Source organism: Nitrospirota bacterium (assembly GCA_016219645.1).
Taxonomy (GTDB): domain Bacteria; phylum Nitrospirota; class Nitrospiria; order Nitrospirales; family Nitrospiraceae; genus Palsa-1315.
This window is the reverse complement of record JACRLR010000034.1, coordinates 107,239-129,155: the sequence shown is the minus strand read 5'-3', so window position 1 is coordinate 129,155 and position 21,917 is coordinate 107,239. Positions and strand designations below refer to the sequence as shown.

General features: G+C 56.4%; 18 protein-coding genes and 1 tRNA gene. 10 read left to right on the top strand and 9 right to left on the bottom strand.

Going from position 1 to position 21,917, the window contains the following annotated elements; genetic code table 11:
• Positions 1-175: 175 nt before the first annotated feature.
• The 3 genes from HZB34_13055 to HZB34_13045 form a co-directional block, all read right to left on the bottom strand.
• Positions 176-814: a response regulator transcription factor gene (locus tag HZB34_13055; protein MBI5316888.1), complete on the bottom strand. Its 639-nt coding sequence runs from the start codon at positions 812-814 to the stop codon at positions 176-178.
• 4 nt (positions 815-818) lie between these two features.
• Positions 819-5,249: a PAS domain S-box protein gene (locus HZB34_13050; GenBank protein ID MBI5316887.1), complete on the bottom strand. Its 4,431-nt coding sequence runs from the start codon at positions 5,247-5,249 to the stop codon at positions 819-821.
• A 190-nt stretch (positions 5,250-5,439) separates the two neighbouring features.
• Positions 5,440-5,523, bottom strand: a tRNA-Leu gene (locus tag HZB34_13045).
• Positions 5,524-5,723: 200 nt separating this feature from the next.
• Between HZB34_13045 and HZB34_13040 the strand changes: the two genes are divergently transcribed.
• The 5 genes from HZB34_13040 (at position 5,724) to HZB34_13020 (ending at position 10,938) form a co-directional block, all read left to right on the top strand.
• A complete protein-coding gene (locus HZB34_13040) occupies positions 5,724-6,419 on the top strand; it encodes an HAD-IB family hydrolase (GenBank protein ID MBI5316886.1) in 696 nt (231 codons plus the stop codon).
• A 103-nt stretch (positions 6,420-6,522) separates the two neighbouring features.
• On the top strand, positions 6,523-7,158 hold the full coding sequence (gene queE / locus HZB34_13035; protein ID MBI5316885.1) for a 7-carboxy-7-deazaguanine synthase QueE: 636 nt from the start codon (positions 6,523-6,525) through the stop codon (positions 7,156-7,158).
• Between the two features lie 76 nt (positions 7,159-7,234).
• Entirely contained in the window at positions 7,235-8,746 is a 1,512-nt protein-coding gene (locus HZB34_13030; protein ID MBI5316884.1) for a leucyl aminopeptidase, read from the top strand.
• Between the two features lie 233 nt (positions 8,747-8,979).
• The gene (gene nagZ / locus HZB34_13025; GenBank protein ID MBI5316883.1) at positions 8,980-10,083 is read left to right on the top strand and encodes a beta-N-acetylhexosaminidase; all 1,104 of its coding nucleotides are present in this window, start codon (positions 8,980-8,982) and stop codon (positions 10,081-10,083) included.
• Positions 10,084-10,539: 456 nt separating this feature from the next.
• On the top strand, positions 10,540-10,938 hold the full coding sequence (locus HZB34_13020; GenBank protein ID MBI5316882.1) for a hypothetical protein: 399 nt from the start codon (positions 10,540-10,542) through the stop codon (positions 10,936-10,938).
• A gap of 91 nt (positions 10,939-11,029) precedes the next feature.
• On the opposite strand, the gene HZB34_13015 is transcribed toward HZB34_13020, so the two are convergent.
• Positions 11,030-11,278 carry an ImmA/IrrE family metallo-endopeptidase gene (locus tag HZB34_13015; GenBank protein MBI5316881.1) on the bottom strand — a complete coding sequence of 83 codons (249 nt, stop codon included), beginning with the start codon at positions 11,276-11,278 and terminating at the stop codon, positions 11,030-11,032.
• Positions 11,279-11,431: 153 nt separating this feature from the next.
• Between HZB34_13015 and HZB34_13010 the strand changes: the two genes are divergently transcribed.
• The 3 genes from HZB34_13010 to HZB34_13000 all read left to right on the top strand — a co-directional run bounded on the left by HZB34_13010 (position 11,432) and on the right by HZB34_13000 (position 14,937).
• Positions 11,432-12,520, top strand: coding sequence for a saccharopine dehydrogenase NADP-binding domain-containing protein (locus tag HZB34_13010; GenBank protein ID MBI5316880.1), 1,089 nt, complete (start codon positions 11,432-11,434; stop codon positions 12,518-12,520).
• Between the two features lie 8 nt (positions 12,521-12,528).
• Positions 12,529-14,046: an aldehyde dehydrogenase family protein gene (locus HZB34_13005; protein ID MBI5316879.1), complete on the top strand. Its 1,518-nt coding sequence runs from the start codon at positions 12,529-12,531 to the stop codon at positions 14,044-14,046.
• Between the two features lie 294 nt (positions 14,047-14,340).
• Complete coding sequence (locus HZB34_13000) at positions 14,341-14,937, top strand: VOC family protein (GenBank protein MBI5316878.1); 597 nt, start codon at positions 14,341-14,343, stop codon at positions 14,935-14,937.
• A gap of 149 nt (positions 14,938-15,086) precedes the next feature.
• Here HZB34_13000 and HZB34_12995 read toward each other — a convergent pair whose 3' ends face one another.
• The gene (locus HZB34_12995; protein ID MBI5316877.1) at positions 15,087-16,250 is read right to left on the bottom strand and encodes a C39 family peptidase; all 1,164 of its coding nucleotides are present in this window, start codon (positions 16,248-16,250) and stop codon (positions 15,087-15,089) included.
• Between the two features lie 418 nt (positions 16,251-16,668).
• On the opposite strand from HZB34_12995, the gene HZB34_12990 reads away from it, so the two are divergent.
• On the top strand, positions 16,669-17,037 hold the full coding sequence (locus HZB34_12990) for a hypothetical protein (protein MBI5316876.1): 369 nt from the start codon (positions 16,669-16,671) through the stop codon (positions 17,035-17,037).
• 62 nt (positions 17,038-17,099) lie between these two features.
• Complete coding sequence (locus HZB34_12985; protein ID MBI5316875.1) at positions 17,100-17,957, top strand: prohibitin family protein; 858 nt, start codon at positions 17,100-17,102, stop codon at positions 17,955-17,957.
• A 151-nt stretch (positions 17,958-18,108) separates the two neighbouring features.
• Here HZB34_12985 and HZB34_12980 read toward each other — a convergent pair whose 3' ends face one another.
• The 4 genes from HZB34_12980 to HZB34_12965 form a co-directional block, all read right to left on the bottom strand.
• A complete protein-coding gene (locus HZB34_12980) occupies positions 18,109-18,603 on the bottom strand; it encodes a sel1 repeat family protein (GenBank protein MBI5316874.1) in 495 nt (164 codons plus the stop codon).
• Between the two features lie 187 nt (positions 18,604-18,790).
• Complete coding sequence (locus HZB34_12975) at positions 18,791-19,141, bottom strand: DUF3703 domain-containing protein (GenBank protein ID MBI5316873.1); 351 nt, start codon at positions 19,139-19,141, stop codon at positions 18,791-18,793.
• A gap of 86 nt (positions 19,142-19,227) precedes the next feature.
• On the bottom strand, positions 19,228-20,214 hold the full coding sequence (locus HZB34_12970; GenBank protein ID MBI5316872.1) for an alpha/beta fold hydrolase: 987 nt from the start codon (positions 20,212-20,214) through the stop codon (positions 19,228-19,230).
• Between the two features lie 518 nt (positions 20,215-20,732).
• Positions 20,733-21,911, bottom strand: a complete 1,179-nt coding sequence (locus tag HZB34_12965) for a hypothetical protein (GenBank protein MBI5316871.1) — start codon at positions 21,909-21,911, stop codon at positions 20,733-20,735.
• Positions 21,912-21,917: the final 6 nt, after the last annotated feature.

Sequence of the window (21,917 nt, the reverse complement as noted above, 5' to 3'; positions counted from 1 at the left end):
TGCAAACTGTACCATTTCCACGGGTGAGCGGGCAAACGAACAATTCGTCATCGGGAATGGTCTGTCTGGTTCATCTGGTCTCTCTGGTTGGCGGAACCGAACAGCTAGAAATACTAGACCGACGGAATAGACGAGACAGACCAGAAAGACCAGCGAGTGACGCGCAGGCGAGCAGTCAGATTTTACGTGTGACAAAGAAGGTGGCAGCTTGGGCGCGGCGTGAGATACGCAGTTTTTGGAACATGTTGGCGAGATAGTTCTTGACCGTCTTGTCGCTGAGTTGCAGTGCGGCCCCAATTTCTTTGTTGGTTAACCCTTCCGCGACCAATGCCAGCACACGCTCTTCTTGAGGAGAAAGGGGTTGTCGCTGCACCGAGCCGGCTAGAGTCGGCTGGGCTTTGATCCAATACCGCGCCCGTTGGGTGACAGCAGGATTCAGAATCGATTGCCCCTTGCAAACCGAGTGAATCGATCGAACCAGCAGGCTGGAGTCAATATTCTTGAGGATGTAGCCCTGCGCGCCAGCCAGCACGGCTGCCAAAACAGAATCATCGTCGGTAAAAGAGGTGAGAAAGATGATTCGTGTTGTGGGATACTTGGCAAGAATATCACGACAGGCTTCGATCCCCGAGCCATCAGGGAGTCGAACATCCATCAGGACGATATCCGGTCGGAGTCGATTGACTGCCCGCACCGCGGTGACTTTGGTTCCTGCTTCACCGACGACGGTAATACCGTGGTTGTTGTGCAAGACGGCTCGCAGACCGATACGAACGACTTCGTGATCGTCGACCAGAAGCAGGCGAATCGGTATGGTCTTAGCGGGGGACAAGGGCAGCCTCGTTCGGCAGGTCCACAACAACGCGTGTTCCCTCGTTGATCTTCGAAACCACGCTAAACCGCCCTCCCATTTTTTGGGCCCGGGCGGCCATATTCGTCAACCCATGCCCGGCTTGCCTGGCGACCATTGGGTTGAATCCACTGCCGTTATCGCGAATGCTCAGCCGGACACCTTGCTTCAACATCTTGAGCGACACCGTGGCCTCCTGCGCACGTCCATGCCTGATACAATTACTGACCGCCTCCTGGATGACAAGGAGCAGGTGCAGAGACTGTTCAGCCGATAGACTCCGCGTGACGTTCTCATCGACCGCGAGGCGCACACGCGTAGCGTAGGTCTGTGTCAGTGAGCCCAGCATCTGCTGCAACGCTGCCGGTAAGTTCTTCCCCTTGAGCAAGTCCGAGCCCAACCCTGCGATGAAATTCCGAATCTCGTGCATGACACGATTCAACTGATCAATAGCCTGATCAAGTGGCGCGCCGGACGTCTTGCGGATACGTGGGGGCATCTTCGATTTGGCTGATTCGAGGGCGAGGCCTACAGCAAAGAGTGACTGTAAGATGCCATCATGCAGATCTTGGCTGATCCGCTCTCGTTCCTCAACCGCGGCGCGCAGATCGCGCTCTCGTTGACGTAGCACATCTTCCATGCGCTTGCGGTCGGTGATATCCTCGCACGTCACCAGCACGATGGTCTCTCCGGTAGAAGATTGCCCTACACGGGTCATTTCCCGAACCCACATGGTATGCCCGTCTTTCCGCACTTTCCGAAATTCCCATTCTCTGACAGTGCCCGGAGTCTCGAGACACTCCGTCAGCTTAGCTGCAACCATTTTCTTATCGTCTTCATGGAACATGTCGAGTACCGAGCGCCCGATAATTTCTTCCACTTGGTATCCAAGTTGATCCGCTCCGAATCGGTTGACGGAGCGCACCGTCCCATCTGGCGTCAACGTAAAGTACATGGTCGGAGTTTCGTCGTACAGCGACCGATACCGTTCTTCGCTCTGGCGCAGTGCTATTTCCGCCCGCTTGCGCTCTCCGATATCCCGCATGATGGCGCAGCCGTATTGTCTCCCCTCGTAGTCCAGACAGGTCACGGTGACTTCCGTGTCCAGAACCCGTCCGGTTCTCGACCAATGTTTCGACTCGAACGTCATGGACCCTTTCCGCTTCAATTCTTCCCAATGGGCCGGCCAGAGTTCCTGAGGAAAATTCGGGTCGATGTCGTGCACCGTCATGGTCGTCAGTTCGTCGCGGGTGTATTCCAGCATACGGCAAGTCGCGTCGTTGACGTTCAGAATCCTGGCATCTGAGTCGATCCACAGGAACCCCTCGACTGCATGGTCGACAGAGGATTGAGTCAGTTTGAGGGCCCCCTGCATCTGCCGTAGCGCCGTCATATCTTCGTTAAGCACGATCGCGCCAAGAATGTTGCCGCCTGGGTCCTGGACCGGAACGGTCGTGTTGCGAATGGTCTTTATTCTTCCATCGAGGCATTCGAGATCAAGGGTTTCGTTCAGTGAAGGAATTCCTTTTGTCAGCGATTGGCTCAAGGCCCAGCGATGGAATGCGTCCGATGATCCGACCGTCTCCCACCATCCAGAATTATCATCGGTTGTCTCGATCCCGACTTGTTTGATGTCGGTCCAGATCTGCTTGGCGGCGGGATTGGAAAGGACCGGCTGGCCTGATTGATCGGTAAACCAGACACCTACCGGCAGCGCATCGAGCACCGTGCGCAGTTGCTGCTCGCTGCGAATCAGCGCCTCTTCCGCCTGCTTGCGATCGGTGATGACTTCCGTGAACATGATAATTCCACCGATCGAGCCCGATTCATCAACCCAAGGGCGAACTTCCCAGCGAAGCCAGTCTTCTTTCCCATCTTCTCGGCAAAATCGATCCTCGTCATTCCGTACGATCTCGCCCGCCAAACACCGACGATGAATAGCCTGCCAATGTTCCATCTTTCTGATTTCGGGAAATACGTCGTAATGGTGAAGGCCGATGATATCGCGGTCCCCCAGCCGGTAATCCTGACACCACCGCTTGCTCGCCACAACATACTTAAGATTTTCGTCCAACATAGCGACCGCTGCGGGGGTATGTTCGACGAACGATTGCAGAAGCGCCCTGTTCTGGCGGAGCGATTCCTCCGCCCGCTTACGCTCGATCGCGATGCACGCGAGTTGCGTCGCCCATTCGATGAGCTGCAAATCAGCGCGGGTCGGCTGCTTCGGTTCGTCATAGTACACCGCGAACGTACCCAAAACTGTGCCGCCGGAGGATATCACGGGCGTGGACCAGCATGCCCGGAAGCCGTGGCGAAGGGCGAGGTCGCGGAAATCGGCCCATAGCGGATCGTGAGCGATATCCGACACGATAACCTGTTGTCGCATGAAGGCTGCCGTTCCGCAGGAGCCGACGGTCGGGCCAATCGCCACACCGTCGATCGCACGGACATACTCCTCAGGAAGACTGGGCGCGGCGCCATGGCGCAAGTGAAGTCCGTTACGATCGAGGAGCAGAAGGGAGCAGTGCGCCTTCCTTGAAAGCTCCTCGATCACTCGACACATCAGCGTCAAAACCTCTTGCAGAGGAGCATCTGTGACCATCATTTCCAAGACGCGCTTCTCTGCGGCTAAGAGATGTTCATTGGCCTTGCGGTCGGTGATGTCTTGGCATGAGCCGGACATGCGACGAGGCTCTCCCTGTTCATCCCACATCGCCTGCCCACGCCCCCGAATCCAGCGATAGTCGCCTTGATTGGTGCGCAGCCGGTATTCGACATCGTACGGGACTCGGTGGTCGATATGCGCAGTCAGCTGGCCGAACACACGATCCCTGTCATCGGAATGAAGTCTTACCACCCATTGCTCGAGAGTCTCGAAAGGTTCTGACGCTTCCAAGCCCAGCAATTCCCGGACTCGTGGAGACCACCAGATCGGTGTCTGCGGTGCATACCAGGGCTCACCGGGAAGCCGATGGGCATCCCAGAGGATATCGCTGGATCCCTCTACAGCCAGCGCGAAACGTTCTTCACTCACACGCAGGGCTTCCTCGATACGCTTGCGGTCGGTGATATCGAGGAAGCTCCAGACCCGGCCGACGATCTCTCCACCAAGGAGGTGTGGACGCGAATAGCGCTCAAACACCCGTCCATCCTTAAATAGCAGCATGTCGACACTTTCCTGCTCCGGATGCGCATACAACTCCCGCACCTTGGACAGGAAGGCCTCAGGCTCCTGGAGCTGTTCCAGTACGAAGGCCAGCAGGGCTTTGTCCTCACGGCGATCCGCGAGGTTTTGAGGAATCCGCCACAGCTCCAAAAACCGCTGGCTCATACTGGTCACCTTGCCCTGACGGTCTATGACTAGCAGACCCTCTTCGATGGAATCAGTCGTGGCCTCAAGAAGCGAATTCGCCCGTTTTTTCTCAGACACATCCCGCCCGACCCCGGTGATGCCAATGATCTGGCCCTGCGGATCTTTGAGCGCGGCGCCGGTCCAGTGATAGGGGATGGTCCGGCTGTCTTTGGTGAGCAATAGACCTTCAAGTTCGGCATACCCTTCCGTGAAGGCCCGTTGAATCGCCGCCGCCGTGCGAGTCTGTTCTTCCTGAGGAACAAAGGCCAATGCGGGCTTATTCAACAATTCCTCCTGGCTGTACCCCGTGACATCCACGACACGACGATTCCATTTCACCATGTTGCCTTGGATGTCGAGGGTGAACATGATGTCAGGAACGGTTTCTACCACATTGCGTAAATCGGCCAGGGCCTGGATACGTTCCTGCTCGGCTCGCCTTCTCTCGAACTCCATCGCAACCCGCGGGGCCAAGACTCCCAACAGGGATTGCAGATCGTCGCTCTGTTGCAGCGGCTTTGTATCCATTACGGCGAGCAAGCCAACGACTGCACCGCCCTTCGTCCGGAGCGGCACCGCGCAATAGCTCTGAGCCCCGAGATCTGCCAAACGTTGGAATTGAGGAAACGTTGCCTGGACATCCCGGTCGAAACAGGCAACGGTCTCTGTCAGCGCCGTGGCGCAAGGAGTATCGGCCAGGTCATATTCGAAGTTGTGGGCGAGGGCGCCTCCAGCCGAGACCGCAATGGTGCGGATCTCTTTAGGCTGGCCTTCATTCACGATCCCAATGAGCGCATATTGTACATGCAACGTCGAGGTCAAGTGCCTGACAAGTGACGTGAAGAACTCATCCCCGGTTTCGGCTGCTATACCCTCGACGATGGCACGTAAGCGATGTGATTGCTCGCGGAAATTCTGTATCGTCTCTTCAGGCTGATGACGTTCGGGGCTCAGCGATTGGTCTCGCTCGGCAAGTGCGCGCGTCAAATCTGCCACCTGCAACCGCAGGGCTTCAAGTTCCGACAGATGATCGATACAGCTCATGTGCAACTCCTTGCCACGTGCAACGGCCACGTGAGATGACTGCGTAGTTCGAAAAGGCGGCGAGATCGAGGATAGATCCTCGCATGATGCCGTGAGGATTCACAAAGCTGCTGAACCGGGAGGGAGCGCTGACGCGCCATCATGTGCCAGGGGCCTGTTTAAGGGGGAAAGGGAACGAGCCTGTTGAATTTGGTGCCGAAGGCGGGACTTGAACCCGCACGGCTTGCGCCACACGCCCCTCAAACGTGCGTGTCTGCCATTTCACCACTTCGGCGACCTCTTCCGTAGCGTATCTCGTGAAGCGTCGTTCATCTCCGGATTCAGACGTTTCACGCCTCACGAACGACGCGTGACAGCCAGAGGGAGCCGCATTATAGAAGTGGGGTAAAATCCTTGTCAATCAATGGAGGGTCCAGTAGAATCGGACGGCTCATACTCACCGGGACCCCCAACAACGTGCAGAGTCGCCACATTTTGACATCCGCGCTTCTCGATGATGTCGCTGAACGACGGACACAGGGGTCCGTCGCAGCACTGTTCGACGTCGACAATACGCTCCTGCCGGGAGAGGCCAGCGAGATAGGATTCTTCCGGTTTCTCTGGCGACGTGGTTTGGTGGGATGGAGTGAGTTGACCCGGAGTGCGGCCTGGCTGGCGGGGCACGTACCTCCCTTCTCCCTGCACCCGCTCCGGGAACGAAAAGTGTATTTGACCGGCAAGCGTCCCGCAGATATTGAATCCTATGCGCGGGAGTTCTGTCAGGTTGAGATGCTCGGCAAGTTGTCGCTCCAGGGTCGCGCGAGACTAGAGGAACATCGACAGGCCGGTCACCAGCTAGTTCTTGTGACTGGCGCGCCTGATTTTTTAGTGGGTCCACTTGCAGAGTTTTTGGGCGTGTCCACAGTTTTCTCGGCCAAGCCGGAGCAACGGGACGGAGTCTATACCGGTGCATTGATTCCCCCGTTCCCCTATGGGCGCGGCAAGCGTGAGCTGATCCTCGCCCATGCCAAGGAGATGAATCTCGACCTAACACAGTCCTACGCCTATGGCGACAGCCCGGGCGATCGCGACATTCTTGAATTGGTCGGGTACCCCCTCGTAATCAACCCGATCCGGGGAATGGCTCGCACGGCGCAACAACAAGGCTGGTCTGTCACAATATGGAAATAACGCCGTGACTCGTTCATTGCCAACCGGTTTTCCGGTCATACAGTTTCCATGGCTCTCCGGCTTGCGTCTTACGCTTCACGCTTCACGCTTCACGTCTTGATGTATGCGCATTACCGAGATCTTCCATAGCATTCAAGGTGAGTCGAGTTACGCAGGACAGCCTTGTGTGTTTGTACGACTGACCGGCTGCCCGCTCCGCTGCACCTGGTGCGATACAGACTTTGCCTTCTACGGAGGGGAAGAACGCTCGATCGATGAGGTCCTGGCACAGGTGCGGGACTATGGGTGCCCTCTCGTGGAGGTCACAGGAGGGGAACCGCTTGTGCAGCCTGAGTGCTTCCCGTTCATGGCCAGACTCTGTGATGCAGGCTACAGGGTCCTCCTTGAAACCAGCGGCGCCGTGGATATTGCGCCGGTCGATCCGCGCGTGCATGTCATTCTGGATGTAAAGTGTCCAGGGAGCGGGATGACAGATCGAATGCACTGGCCGAATCTGTCTCATTTGGCAGTCAAAGACGAGGCGAAATTTGTCCTGGCCGACCGAGCTGACTACAACTGGGCACGCGAGATTATTGTTCAGTATGATTTAGCCACCCGTAGTAGGGTCCTCTTTAGTCCGGTTTTCTCCAAGCTCGATGTGCGTGAGCTGGCAGAGTGGATCCTGGCCGATAAGCTCCCGGTGCGATTCCAGATACAGTTGCATAAATATATCTGGGCACCCGACATGCGAGGGGTGTGAATTGTGAGCGAGAAAGGCAACCTGTGCGCGACAGGCGCGACTCGCAAATAACGAGCGACGAAAACGAAGGAGCAGTGTGAAGATCATGCAAGTCACAGTACAGGTTGAGCGAGCGGAAACCGCAGCTGCCGAGGCACTGGTACTCACTCACTGTGAAGGAGAGGGATTGGCCAAACAGGATGCAGCCCCGCTTGACCGGGCCCTCGGAGGTTCGTTGAGCAAGCTGATGCAATCCAAAGAATTTGAAGGCAAGGCCAACGACGTCTTGCTGTATCACACGCACAACAAAGTACCGGCGAAACGGTTGGTGCTGGCCGGGCTGGGCAAGAAAAAGGAAGTCACGCTAGAAAAGATCCGGCAAGCAATGGGTTCAGCCGTGAAGCGCGTCCGCCAGGCGAAGGTCGGAGCCTATTCGGTGCTACTACCGACGGTGGCACCCCCCGGAATGTCATGGGTCGGGGTGGCGCAAGCGATGGTTGAAGGAGCGATCCTCGGCAGTTACCAATTTACTGTCTATCGAAGCGAGGTTGCATCCGGGCAAGACGTGGCGGAGATGAGGATTATCATCCCAAACAAGGGGTTGTTGCAGCAGGTGACCGAGGGAATCAGGCGCGGCGTCGCCACAGCAGAAGCCACCGCCTTTGTCCGGGACCTTTGTAATCATCCCTCCAACGTCCTGACCCCCGCGAAAGTCGCCGAAGAAGCAAAATCCATTGCCAAGGCTGAGAAAATCACGATCAAGATTCTCGAGCAGAACGAGATGGAGCGCTTGGGGATGGGTGCGCTGCTCGGCGTAGCGCGCGGGAGCCAGGAACCGCCTAAGTTCATCATCCTTGAATACAACGGAGCCAAGAAAAAAGATGAGCGCCCGGTGGTGCTCGTCGGGAAAACAATCACCTTCGATACAGGTGGGATTTCGCTGAAACCTGCCGAGAATATGGAACATATGAAGGCCGATATGACGGGAGGGGCCGAGGTCCTGGCTTCGATCCGTGCGGCAGCCCGACTCAAGCTTCCGTTGCGCCTCATCAGTATCCTGCCCGTAGCGGAAAACATGCCTGGTGGCCGAGCCATGAAGCCGGGCGATATCGTAAGGACGCTGTCGGGAAAGACCGTTGAAGTACAGAACACAGATGCAGAAGGCCGGCTCATCCTGGCCGACGGCCTCGCCTATGCAATGCGGTATAAGCCTGCAGCCCTGATCGACATTGCAACGCTCACAGGAGCCTGCGTCGTAGCGCTCGGCCAGTTCGCGATTGGAATGTTTGGGACTGATCAGAAGCTCAAAGAGCAGATCAGAAAGTCGGGACAAAAGGCCGGTGAACGGGTGTGGGAGATGCCCTTGTGGGAGGAATATTTCGAACAACTCAAGAGCGATGTCGCCGATATGCGCAACATCGGTGGTCGTGGCGGCGGCATGATCACCGCTGCGCTCTTTCTGAGCAAGTTCGTGGGGGACTGCCCATGGGTACACATCGATATCGCCAGCACGGATTGGAGTGAGCGGGAACGGGCTTACATTCCAAAGGGCCCCACAGGGATCGGCACCAGGTTACTGGTGCAATACCTGATCGATCGAAGTATCTAGTGCAGTGCGCCAGAAATAGCCTTACACACCGTTCGTGCTGAGCCTGTCGAAGCACGAACGGAATATATCAAGAAGCGTTAGACCCACTGCCTTAGCAGGCTGTTCAGAAAGGCCGTCCGGCAAGGCCGCAGGCGAGTCGAAACCGGAGGCGTACCCTCCGGGGTACGTTGAGGATTTCGATGAGCCGAGAACGAAGCTGGCGGACTTTATCAACAGCATGTTAGAAGGATTTCATGACCTCACGCGATAAGATCGGACAGCTCTTCATGGTCGGGTTTCTGGGCACATCGGTCACGCCCGATCTGGCCTCTTTCATCAAAGAGTACAAGCCGGGCGGTGTGATTCTATTCTCGCGGAACCTTGAATCCGTCGAACAGATGGTCGACCTGACCAATGATTTACAAGCCTGTAGCCCCCATTCGCCTCTCGTAATCTCAATCGACCAAGAGGGTGGCCGGGTCTCCCGTCTGCCGAAGGGCTTTACGATTTTCCCTCCCTGTGGCCTGTTGGGCCGTTGCAACTCGGCCGAATTGGCCTACTCCGCCGCGGCCACCATTGCCAAAGAACTGAGGGCGGTTGGCGTGAATATGAATATGGCGCCGGTACTCGACGTGAACAGCAACCCGGACAATCCGGTCATCGGCGATCGTTCGTTCGGCGCGACCCCGGATGTCGTCTGTGAGATGGGGTCGGCAACGGTGGCGGGGCTGCAAGAAAACAAAGTCGCGGCTTGTGGGAAACATTTTCCCGGTCACGGTGATACGAGCACTGACTCTCACAAAGAACTTCCTGTGGTCGAGGCACAGCGGGAACGATTGGAGGCTGTCGAATTTCCACCCTTCCGCCGGGCCGTCAAGCAGGGCGTCGCGTCAATGATGACCGCGCACGTGCTGTATCAGGCTCTCGATCCTGAATTGCCGGCTACCCTCTCGCCGGCCATCATTACGGATTTCTTGCGCCGGGAACTGCAGTATGACGGAGTGGTGTTGACGGATGACTTGGAAATGCACGCGATCATCGACCATTATGGCGTGGAAGATGCGGCGATTCGTGCGGTGCTGGTCGGCTGCGATGTTTTATTGATTTGTCAGGACAGGAACCGGGAAATCGCCGCGTTCGAAGCCGTGGAGAAGGCGGCGGCATCAGGCTCGATTTCCATCGAGCGCTTAGACCAGTCGGTGGCTCGAATCGCCAGGCTGAAAGACCGGTTTGTAAAACCCTATAGGCCGGTGACGATTTCGGATGCCAAGCTCGTTGTGGGATGTCGAACCCATCAAGCGCTGTTGCACACGATCGAACAGGCTCGGACACGGATATCTCACCCCCAATATTCATAAGCGCCTCTGCTGCCTCACCGGTCCGCCGCTACGAAAACTTTCGCGCCCGTCGCTCGTGAAGCGTGGAGCGCAGGGACCACGGCCTAGGAGTCAACCGTCCAGCAGGGTGTTGACAAACTACTTGAGCAGAACGGTCACGCAAGGTCTGGATACTCGCAGACCCGTTCAGAAGCCATCGCAGGCTGTTCAGAAAGGCCGTCCAGCAAGGCCGCAGCAAGCGACGAGGCGAGGCGCGTACTCTCTGTAGTACGTTGAGCCTCTGAGCGCGGCGAGAACGCCGCTGGCGGACTTTATCAACAGCCTGCTAGCAGGCTATGGGAGAATTGCACCACTTTTCACAGTCCGTTCTGCTATATTGCACAAGGCTAAGCAGGCTGGGCCAGGACAGCAAGAGTAGGATCACGCCCACGGGCGGGAAAATGGTCGCGAGTAACTGGGTGAGACGAAGGCTGTTCGATGGAAACCGCAAAACGGGATGTGCTTCTTGGGACGATCACCTGGTGGGGCTTCCATGGTCTCCTGGTGTGGTTGGGAATTTCACATTTTTTGAATGCGCAGGGCACCTCAGGTCAACTGTTGGTGTCAGACCTGTTTGCCGGCATCCTCATAGGAGCCTGCATACTATCTCTCCTCCGATTGACTGCAGGACGTGTTTTACTTCGTGCAGCTGGGCTGGTAGGGATTGCGCTCGCCCTGCTCCCTATGTGGCAGGGAAAGTTTGAATGGGGCAGCCTGACCGATATCGCGATCTGGGCCTATACATTTTTTTCCTTCGGGCCCATGAGCTGGCGTCATGCCCTCTATACGCCGCTGGGCGTCTTCGAGAAGATGAAGACAGAGACGGAGAAACAGTAGCGTAACCCCCTTTCTTGCCCGCTCGCGGCTGTGAAAACACTCTGTCACCCTACTTCAGAAAGTAGCTGACGCAGACTCCTTCAGCATCCTGCTAGGTTTTGGCCTTCCCGTTATCCAGATGCCGGTGTTGCCAGTCCAGCCAGGCATGTCCAAGTTCGTGGGCAAGAATATAGCGTCGTCTGGTCACAGGCAAACGCTTGCGAAGATAGATCGTTTTTGTGGCGTCGTCCCAGATCCCGTCGGCATTCGGGTCTCGACTGTCCATATCGCTATCGGAAAGTTGGCGCACCGAGATTCGATAGCCGAACGGAAAGACGACTCGTGAAGGCATGCGCAACATACCAGCTACTCCTAAACTTAGCTGTTAATCGTATCACAAAGTGCTTCCCGACTTCACGGGGGATGTGTTAAGGAAGATCAATGGGTTATAACGATTTTTTGCTCAAAATATGTGGGCCTTCAGGAGTATACTAAACAGGTAGCGAGGCAGATCATGTATCGTGTCCTTGTGCTTGGCGCGGGAAAGATCGGCTCTCTGGTCGCATGCCTCTTATCGGAAAGCGGAGACTACGACGTCAGTCTGGGCGATATCAGCCTCGACGCCTCAAAACGGCTTGTCGAAGACCTCGGTCTCTCGCGAGTGACCCCCCTCCTTCTGGATGTCCGGCATCCTGATTCCATGAGCGCTTATCTGACGTCGCATCGATTTGATGCAGTCCTTTCAAACCTCCCCTATTTCTGTAACCCCGTCGTGGCCGGATTGGCTCGCGAACACCGGCTTCACTATTTTGACCTGACAGAGGATGTCGAGGTCACCAATCAGGTCAAAGTCTTGGGCGCCGACTCACCGCAAGCCTTTGTGCCGCAATGCGGTCTGGCTCCCGGGTTCATCAGTATCGTGGCACATGACCTCATCACTCATTTCGACCAGGTTGATACGGTCAAGATGCGGGTGGGAGCCTTGCCGGTTCATCCCAGCAATGCGCTCAAGTATTCGCTGACCTGGTCCACCGATGGGCTGATCAACGAGTACGGCAACCTCTGTTATGGGATCGAAGAGGGGGAAAAGGTTCCACTCCTGCCTCTCGAAGGGTATGAGACGATCGAGGTGGACGGACTCCTGTACGAAGCGTTTAACACGTCGGGAGGATTGGGAACGTTGGCCGATACCTATGCGGGAAAAGTCCGGACTATGAACTACAAGACGTTACGATATCCGGGGCATTGCGAGAAAATCCACCTGTTGATGAAGGATCTCAAGCTGAATGAGGACCGTGAGACACTCAAACGAATCCTCGAACGGGCGATCCCCCAGACGCTCCAAGATGTCGTGCTGATCTATGCCTCCGTCATGGGGAAGCGGGAAGGTGCCTTGTTCGAGGAGAACTACGTGAAGAAGATCTATCCCCAATGCATTAAGAGGAAACTGTGGTCCGCCATACAGATGACGACTGCCTCGAGTTTTTGTGCGGTCGTGGACCTCGTGCTCGCGACGCCCGGGCAGTATCGGGGATTCGTGACTCAAGAATCATTTCCATTACAAGACCTGCTCAATAACCGGTTTGGAGCCTGCTACCGATGATGACGACCTTGGACATTCTGAAGGGACTGGGTTTGAGTGCCATCAACGCGGGTGGCAGCACTGGTGCCCACTGGTGGGCATCTGGTGAGACCACCTCGCAATTGGCATCCGTGAATCCGGCAACCGGCGAGACGATTGCACAGATTCGAGCCTGTTCAGCCGATGACTACGAACATATTGTACGGGAGTCCATCTCAGCATTTCAGCAATGGCGGCTCGTCCCGGCTCCCAAGCGGGGAGAACTCGTCCGGTTGATCGGCGCGTCGTTGCGGCAGCATAAAGATTTGCTTGGCTCGCTGGTATCCCTCGAAGTCGGCAAGATCAAGGCAGAGGGGGACGGCGAGGTGCAGGAAATGATCGATATGGCGGACTTTGCCGTGGGCCAGTCGCGCATGTTGTATGGAACAACGATGCACTCTGAGCGAGCGCAGCATCGGATGTCGGAACAATGGCATCCGCTCGGACCGGTCGGCGTGATCACCGCCTTCAACTTTCCCGTCGCCGTGTGGGCCTGGAATGCCTTCCTGGCTGCGATCGCCGGAGACACAGTGGTATGGAAGCCCTCGCCAAAAGCGCCACTCTGCGCGATCGCGGTGCAGCACCTCTGCAACCGAGTCATGGAGCAGCAGGGCTACCGAGGGATCTTCTCCCTGATCGTGACGGCCGAGAAGAGCATCGCGGAGACATTGGTCCGGGATACCCGGTTTCCGTTGATCTCCTTCACCGGGTCCGTACCGGTTGGACGAGTTGTGGCCTCGACCGTCGCGCAAAGGCTGGGGCGAACACTCTTGGAATTGAGCGGAAACAACGCCATCATTGTGGATAAGTCGGCTGATCTCTCCTTGGCGATTCGCGCCATCGTGTTCGGCGCGGTCGGCACTGCCGGTCAACGTTGCACGACGACCAGACGACTGTTCGTCCATGCGTCTCGTTACGACGAGGTGGTTGCCCAGCTGGTCTCCGCCTACAAGCAGATCCGCATCGGCAATCCACTGGAGTCTGGCGTACTCATGGGTCCTCTGATCGATCGCACCGCGGTCGAGGCCTATCGGAAGGCTCTCGAGGAGGCGAAGCAGGCCGGAGGGAAAGTCCTCTACGGTGGGCGGATCTTGGATCAGCCTGGCTATTTCGTGGAACCGGCCATTGTGAAAGCGGAGAACCATTGGCCCGTCGTCCAGCGCGAAACCTTTGCACCGATTCTCTATGTCATGCCTTTTGAGGCACTTGAGGACGCCATCGCGTTACAGAACGGGGTGCTTCAAGGCTTGTCTTCTGCAATTTTCACGGCAGACCTGCGAAGCAGCGAGCGGTTTACTTCCGTCGCCGGCAGCGACTGCGGGATTGCCAATGTAAATATCGGGACGTCAGGGGCGGAAATCGGCGGGGCCTTTGGCGGGGAAAAGGAAACAGGAGGCGGACGCGAAGCTGGCTCGGATGCCTGGAAAGCCTATATGAGGCGGCAGACCAACACGACCAACTGGGGTGACGATTTGCCGTTGGCGCAGGGCATCCAATTCGGCTCTTAGCAGAATCCGAAAAGTCCGCCAGCAGAAGAAGGGAACGGCCAGGTGCCCTTCTTGCTCGCAGAACACGCACGATGAAACAGTGCTCGCTTGGATCAAGGGCGCGTCTTTGCGCGCTCGGGGTGGGCGGGTGAAAACGTTGCGCGCAGTAAAGAGCAGCCTCGGCCAGTCCCTTTAAGCAAAACGATAAGGAGTCGGAAGGCGGCCTTTTTGAGCACCCGGCACAATGTCTCCTATTACCCCTGACCTGATCGGTAAGTAACCGATACCTTGCACTCGTAGGAAAGGAGCCACACCATGGACCAAGGAGCCAAACTTGATGCGCTGCTCGCGAGAATGATTGAGGACTATGTGTCGAAGAATCGGGCGGCCAAGGTGCTTCGGAGATTGCTGGATGAGGCGGGAGTCGGCTTCTACCCCGTCGCAGACCACGTGACGCTACGGACCATGGATATTGACCGGCGTGCGGAGGAATTCACAAAGCTCGGATATGCGTACAGTGAAACGATCGAGTATGAAGACTGGTATGCGAAGGTCTATAGGAAAGTCGGCTATCCCGCGCTCTTTGTGGATCAAGCCTATTCCGATGCTCGAGGCCGTACCAGCATCATCCCTGGTTGGGTCAAGACTTTCGGCGATCACGTATTCCACCATGTGGCGGTGCGTGTGGAAGACATCGAGCAGGCAATGGAACGGTTAAAAGCACAGGGCGTGATCTTCGCCGGTCAGATCGTTGGCGCTCGCGGTGGCCAGCTACGCCAAATCTTCACGGTGCCGGAAATGGTCGACTGTCAGCCTTTTTCCGTATTAGAACTCGCGGAGCGCCATCGCGGATACCAGGGCTTCTCTCCACCTCAAGCAGACAGCCTGATGAAGTCGACGGTGGTCCGATAAATGGGTTTCCCCCTCCGTCTCCCCCCGATGATCACGACGACTTCATGGCGCTCCTGAAGAGTCTAATCAGGTAGCCGATCCTCAACTGTCCCAGACTCCGGAGAAATTACCGGTCATTCGGTCAACCATAGTCGGCCCTGGCCAAACCGTTACCTGTTCTCGACCGAGAGATAAATTTTGACCTTCCCATCCTTCTTCGTGTCGATGAAGTAGAGAGTAATCGCTGAATGACTACCGGGTTTCGATGCAGAGAATTTATCTGTTTTGGTGTAGACCTCCGTTTCAGAGTCCACATCGAGGTCCGTTCCGATCCAACCTTCAGGCAGGCTGCTCCGCAAGCGATTTACGATGTCCACAACCGCCTTGTCTGCTTCCGATCTATCGGGAAATCTGAATTGACAACTCCATCTCGCTCCACTCGACCCGTCCATGTCCCTCACCACACACTGTTTCGCACCAGAGAAGGCCACTGTTGACTGCCAGGTTGTCCCAATCGCTGCTTCGACAGCTTTATGACCAGTTCGCAACGCTGTAAAGTCTCCAGCTGATGCCTCGAGTACGGATTGAACCACGGCACGGTCATCTGTTCCAGCCGAGCTATCCGTGACATGGAGATTATCGGGCGGGCAACCGGTGCCTTTGCATGTCATCCGATACAGCGTCTTGGTCCACTTGAGCCTTGAACGAAAGGCTTCGTACCCGACCTCGTATTGTCCCTCAGCTTCTTCTGATGCTCTTGCGTTGACATAAGGGCTTCCAATCCAGAGAAAGACCATATCTTCGAATGGGAAAGGGTCATTTACGGTGAGCATCAGGTCGCCGGAGCTCGTATCGTAGCCCACGATAAGGGCCATATGTTGACGAATCCCATCGACCTTGAACCCCCTCGGTGACAGCCCGACAATAATAGGGCGGCCTTCATCGAGCTCCTGTTTTACTTCCTCCTCGGAAAGGATCCCGTCCTTCACTTGAACGCTCAAGGCGATGTTTTTGGCCTTCCCAGCCTCTGTCGCCAATGCAGGGTACTGCTCCAACAGATTTACTACGGAAGCTTCATCTACCGCGGAGAGCCCACAGTCCACGCAATTGGGCATCTCGGTGCAGAGTTTTCTACTCTGGACGATCCCACACTGATAGTCTGCACGATGGAGAGCCGGAATATCATAGTATTTGAAGACCATCTCTCCCACGGCTGCCCAACACCAACTCGGCCGTTCCTGAAACAACGGAGGAATATGGAGCTGAACTTCCGCTGCCATCGCAAGATGGCCCGGTACCAACAGGACAACCGACAGCCAGACTCCGACCATCATCCTACTTTTCACTGATTACCTCTGCTGCGTGCTGGATATGTCTTGAGCAAGCGCGGACCCTTCTTCAACTACGCCCATCGACCCAAGTTCCTTGCCCGCTTGTCCTCTTCGCCACCCGATACGGAGAGATTGTACAATATTTCGTGGTCTTGGAGGGAACCCCAAAGAATACGACAGAGTACCGTACAGGGGGCAGTAGGGGCGAATCAAGAGGGCATGGGAGCCGCGCGGGGCAGTTCATTACGCAGTCTTGCAGACAGAGCCAGCGCGCAGTAGGTTGTGAGGAGGGGGCCTTAACAGAAAAATGAAGTCCCGGATGACCGGTCGAGTCGAATGGGGCTACCACAGAGGTGTCCGACCCCAAGAGCGTTGAGGATGCTGAGTGGCGCAGGGATTACTCGGGGGGGGGGGGGATACTATGAACAATCTAGCGAGCACGAGATTGTCATGCCAGGTCAGATGGAGTGTTCTAACCGTACTCTGTTTGCTCGGCGCTGCCGGCTGCGCACCGTCTTCTGTCGAGACGATCGAAATGACCTCTTTCGATCCATCGCATGATCAGGCGGCAATTGTCGGCTACTACCGAGAACAGGCCATGGATCTGCGTGAAAAGGCCGCCGGATATGCCGAGAGCACGCTCCGGTACGAGCATCTTTTCGGCCCCCAATCGGACTGGGTCAGCGGAGCCCGGGCGCTCTCCCAGTACTATGCCGAATCGGCTCAGGAGCTTGAACGTCTGGCTGAAGCCCATGCGAAGATTGCTCAGCCGGGGCTGCAGAAACGCTGATGCCCGATGAAAGGCTGTAATAATTAGGAATAGCCGGCTGTCACTTACCAATAGGAGGACCTATGAAGCGCTTAACTCTGTATCACGTAGTCGCCCTGGCGATACCGATTCTGTTATTAATGGGCGGGTGTGGGAGAACCATCGATCCGGGAATGCGAGGTCTCCGCTGGTCCCCCATGTCGGGGGGACTCGAGAAGGAGTCGCTCAAGAACGGGTTCTACTTCCGCGCGCCCTGGAACGATGTGTTTGAGTATGATGTCCGCTATCAGAGTTTTACTGAAAAGATCGATGCCTTGACTGCCGACGACCTCTCAGTGAGCTTGCATGTGGCGATCACGATGAGCCCGATTCCCGATGAAATTTATTTTCTCGCTCAAGAGGTGGGGCACAATTGGTATCAGCAGCTCGTCAGGCCTCAATTCCTGTCGGCAGTGAGGGGTGTGGTCGCCCAATATGCGATGGTCACGCTCCCGGAACGGAGCAGCGAAATCGGGAACAAGATCGAAGCGGTGATGGTCGAGTCACTCAAAGGCCGGCATCTGAACATCTACAGCGTGGCCTTGTCCGAAATCGAGTTTTCAAAAATGGTGTTGCAAGCCATCGAGAATAAACAGGCAAAAGAGCAGGAAAAGGAACAAAAGGAATTTGAGCTGATCATTGCGGAACGTAATGCGGAAATTGCCAGGATCCAGGCTAAAGGAGAGGGGGATTCCCTGCGCATTCGCGCCGAGGGCGAAAGCGAAAGCCTGCGCATCCGGGCCAAGGGTCAGTCCCAGGCGCAAGAGATCATTACGAAAACGCTCACGCCGGATTATCTCAAATACAAATTGTACGACAGCCCCAACTCCAAGATGGTCATTGTGCCGGATAAGTCTAACGTGCCGATCATTGTGAATCCGGGGTCAGAGCAAACACGCTGAGCGCTGGAATCGGAATCAAACCGCCCTCCACAGTCGCCGGGCGGGGAAAAGTCTCTTGATCATGCCCGTGATGACGGTTTCAGATCAGCACAAGAAGGGGCCGGAAGAGCGGCCATTTGCGCCTCCGCCGGCGCACATGGCGACTCTCTCCCTAATCGCACTCCTTGAACTTCGTGTCCTGACAGCGCCGCGCCATCTCCTGAGCCTTCTCAATCTGCGCGGCTGTCATATGTGACGCGACATAGTCCCGACGCTTTAGGGCTGCCTTCCCATCATCACCATTCAACGCTGCCGCAGCGATACTGGACCACATGTGAGCAAGAATGAAGTCCTGCCTGGCGCCCCGTCCCCTCTCATACATCAGGCCAAGGTAGTTCTGTGCCGCTGCGTCTCCCTGCTCCGCTGCCCTATGAAACCACTTGAGCGCCGCCTGGTAGTCCTGTGGCACCCCCTGTCCCTTGGCATACATCATTCCCAGAGTGAATTGCGCCGATGGGGTTCCTTGCTCTGCAAAGGGGCGGAAAAGTCTTGCCGCCTTCGTATAGTCACCACGCTCATACGCAAATTCAGCATCCTCAAGGGAAGCTGCTGATGCGATTGTCGCACAGGCCAGGGCCAAAAAGACTGCGAGGCTAAAATACCGCATCTTCGATTTACCTCTCAACCGTACCAACGGCACCGGGAGCTGAGGTCAGGGAGCCGTAATACTATAAAGCCAATTATTCTGCTTCCGCTACTCCCTTGTGCCACGCAAGATTGGTCTGTCTAGGAACCCCGCTCGCCATATGCCGGCCGTCCCTGCCACCAGGATCTATCCTCTTGTCGGATCGTCTTCAGCCGCGTCCACGTCTTGTCAACAAGTGCTTGAACTCTTCTGGAATGGGCATGGATCTAAAAGGAGGCACATGCGCCCCACCGGTATTTCCTACCGGTACCCAGATTCGCGAGAAACTCAGTGCTCCAAGGATTCGGACGACTTGGCCGGCAATCTCTGTGACGTCACGCCGCCTCCAGCCGACCTTCAGCATCCACCAGTGTGCTCTCGCATGAGCCAACGTGAACGATTGGCCGAGGATATGCGCGCGCTCAAGGTGAAAGAAAGCCTTGTCCAGTTTATCATCACCATATGCCTCAGTCGCCGCCTTCACTTCCCTCTCATAGGCTTGTCGTAGCTCTGAGTGCATGCTGGTCCGTCGCAACTGATGGTTTCAGAGTATTCTTAACACACATCGTATCGTACGATGGATCAGGATCGTACTGACAGACAATCTCACCTTCGTCCTTGCACGAATTCCACAATCCTATTCTCTGCCCAATAGGAATCTTCTCCCTTCTGCCCCCAATGAACAAATCCGCAATGCCCTCCGTAGCGCGGCGCAAGCAAGCGAATCTTCGGATGCCGCTGGATCCGCGGTCTCGTGAACATGGCATAGGGAATAAAGGGATCGTCCTGTGCCGTGATGATGAGGGTGGGGACGGCGAGGTCACCGATCACGTGGTGCGCCCCGGCCCGCTGATAGTAGTCGGCGCCACTGACATACCCTCCGTCAGGGGCGGTGTAGCGGTCGTCGAAGTCCCTCAGCCTGGCGATGCTCGCAAGACCTGTGAGATCCCACTTGCCGGGAAAGAGCGTCGCTTTGCGCCGCAAGCGGGCTTTTAACTCCACGAGAAAATGTCTATGGTACACCCAATTGCGTGGCTGCTCCAAGGCCTCGACGCATTGCGGGGGATCGATATTGGGACAGACGGCAATCGCGCCAGCCAAGGATTTGTCTGAAGCGCCGATTTCTCCTGCCGCTTTCAGGATGAGATTTCCCCCCATCGAGTAGCCGACCAGCCAGATGCGATCAAGTCCATCCACGCGGGCTAATTCCTGGACGATGGCCCGATAGTCCAGACTCAACCCACTGTTGTAGAGGGTCGGCGTCAGGTGCTCGGTGCCGCCACAGGTCCGTTGGTTCATCCGGATGACATTGCAGCCGGCGCGATAGGCCTTCGCAGCGATACCCCGCATATAATGCGACTCGCTGCAACCCTCCAGGCCGTGCACGAGGACCAGGGTCTGGCAGGCGGTGCGGTAGGGTTGCCAGTGACAGTAACCGAGTAACTGAGTGTGCGGCTCCGTGGTAAAGAGCCGCGACTCGGTTGGGACACCGGTCAGGAGCCTCCGGCGAGGCCAGTAGCCTGGGAACACGGTCATGAAATGTGGACTGCGGAGCCAGGGTGCCGGTGTAAATTCTCGCCAGTCCTGTGACATGGATCTCATTATAAGGAACGGTTCACAGCTCTGCAGCAGGAACTGTCATGCAAGACCTGGATACTCGCAGACCCGTTCAGAAGCCATCGCAGGCTGTCCAGAAAGGCCGCTTTCTCACCCGCCCACCCTGGCAACTACTTCACCCACCGGCCCTGAGTCTGCCAAGAGAGCCTCTTTACCCATAGACGCGCCGTGACCGCGGGCAAGTCCGCAGCACGCGAGCAAAGATCATTCTTCCCTACTCGCTCGGTTACGGTTCTCCTAGGGATTACCCGGATGAGTCCCCCACTGCGCGCGTCCATTCCCATTCTTCTCTTCATGTCAATACGCAGGCCAGCAAGGGCTGAGGAGCTTTCGACTGCGGCCGTCGAGCGAGGCCCTTCTCAGGGCGCGCGCTCCGGGAGCAAAGAAAGCTCCTCACGCCCTTGCACCGCTCCTGCTGAGGCCGCGCGTTGCGCGAGCACAGGGGACTCGCCGAGCCATCCCTCCCCCTGCTGGCGGACTTTCCCAACAGCCTGCTAGTTCGATTCTGCCGCACACAATGGAAAGTCCTGATAGGTCTGGTCGATCCGATTAAAAACCGGTTGGTCATAAATACGCAATAATGCGTGTTGCCCATCGCTCAAGTAGGGGCACAATCCCTTCGCCCCCCTCCGGAATACATATGTCTCCGGATAGACGACAAGCTCAAACTCATGGGCCGTCCAGTCGACCAATGGTAGTCTCCGTGCGCGACCGACCAATTGTCCGAGGTTGTTCGGCAGGCCTGTCAACGTCTCATGCTCCGAGAAAATAACTTCAGCTCTTTTGGTGTTCCCGGAATAGAGCTTGAACGAGGGATAGGAATGCCCCCAGCCGAAAAGGGCCAGCGCGGGGGCAATAGAAAATAGGACGATCGTGGCAACCGTCGCTGTATCGAACCCGAACCGTACCTTATTATCGACAGAAGCAGATTTGGCCAACAGCGCGAATACGAGCAGGAAGAGATAGATGTTCCATGGCCAGACGATCAGGTTCCAGGTCTCGCCATCCAAGCCGAGACAGATGAGCACCACGACAAGCATGATGAAGGCCATGAGTATCGTGAGCCGTCTTTGGCGAGGGAAAAACAACAGCAACAGCCCAATCCCCGCCTCAAAGAGGGGCACGGTAAAAATGGCGAGAGCGATCAGAGCCGCAAGCAGAGATGGTTCTTTGGGAAATTTGTAGAATGGCTCGATAAGCCCGGGAAACAGGTCCAAAAAGAACGTCGCGTTGATCTTGTGGACCCCTGCCCACACATAGACGCTGGCTACCATGATCTTCAGAGCATTGATGGCGTGGGCTGTGAAAAATACCGCCAACAGGATCGTAAACACATACATATAGGTGTAGGGTTGGAAGCGCAGCAGATCTTGTAGTACCCAAAACACCGTGCATGCGAACAGGCCAAAAGCCGGCACAGGCTGCAACGGCTTTATGAGGAGCCAACTTACACATCCTATGTTGAGTATCAGCAGAGCCCAGTCGGCCCAGACTGGAGTGGCCCCCAGGAGTTCGATCACCGGGGACATGTCAAAAATTCTCAGGTTTGGGATATAGGCGCGCCACGAGAGGATCAGTGAAAGCAGAAGGGCCATGGAGGTGACGCGCACGATATTCGCACGGTCTCGAACCTGTCCACTATCAACCGAGTCTCGTTCGAAATGAGAATCCACGAGGTA

Excerpts from the sequence above, each read along its gene's own strand:
- HZB34_12980 (MBI5316874.1), bottom strand. The coding sequence starts at position 18,603 with ATGCGGTATTTTAGCCTCGCAGTCTTTTTGGCCCTGGCCTGTGCGACA.
- HZB34_13015 (MBI5316881.1), bottom strand. The coding sequence starts at position 11,278 with ATGTTGCGCATGCCTTCACGAGTCGTCTTTCCGTTCGGCTATCGAATC.
- HZB34_12990 (MBI5316876.1), top strand. The coding sequence starts at position 16,669 with ATGAACAATCTAGCGAGCACGAGATTGTCATGCCAGGTCAGATGGAGT.
- HZB34_13000 (MBI5316878.1), top strand. The coding sequence starts at position 14,341 with ATGGACCAAGGAGCCAAACTTGATGCGCTGCTCGCGAGAATGATTGAG.
- HZB34_12985 (MBI5316875.1), top strand. The coding sequence starts at position 17,100 with ATGAAGCGCTTAACTCTGTATCACGTAGTCGCCCTGGCGATACCGATT.
- HZB34_12995 (MBI5316877.1), bottom strand. The coding sequence starts at position 16,250 with ATGATGGTCGGAGTCTGGCTGTCGGTTGTCCTGTTGGTACCGGGCCAT.
- HZB34_13050 (MBI5316887.1), bottom strand. The coding sequence starts at position 5,249 with ATGAGCTGTATCGATCATCTGTCGGAACTTGAAGCCCTGCGGTTGCAG.
- HZB34_13020 (MBI5316882.1), top strand. The coding sequence starts at position 10,540 with ATGGAAACCGCAAAACGGGATGTGCTTCTTGGGACGATCACCTGGTGG.
- queE (MBI5316885.1), top strand. The coding sequence starts at position 6,523 with ATGCGCATTACCGAGATCTTCCATAGCATTCAAGGTGAGTCGAGTTAC.
- HZB34_12970 (MBI5316872.1), bottom strand. The coding sequence starts at position 20,214 with ATGTCACAGGACTGGCGAGAATTTACACCGGCACCCTGGCTCCGCAGT.
- HZB34_13010 (MBI5316880.1), top strand. The coding sequence starts at position 11,432 with ATGTATCGTGTCCTTGTGCTTGGCGCGGGAAAGATCGGCTCTCTGGTC.
- HZB34_12975 (MBI5316873.1), bottom strand. The coding sequence starts at position 19,141 with ATGCACTCAGAGCTACGACAAGCCTATGAGAGGGAAGTGAAGGCGGCG.
- nagZ (MBI5316883.1), top strand. The coding sequence starts at position 8,980 with ATGACCTCACGCGATAAGATCGGACAGCTCTTCATGGTCGGGTTTCTG.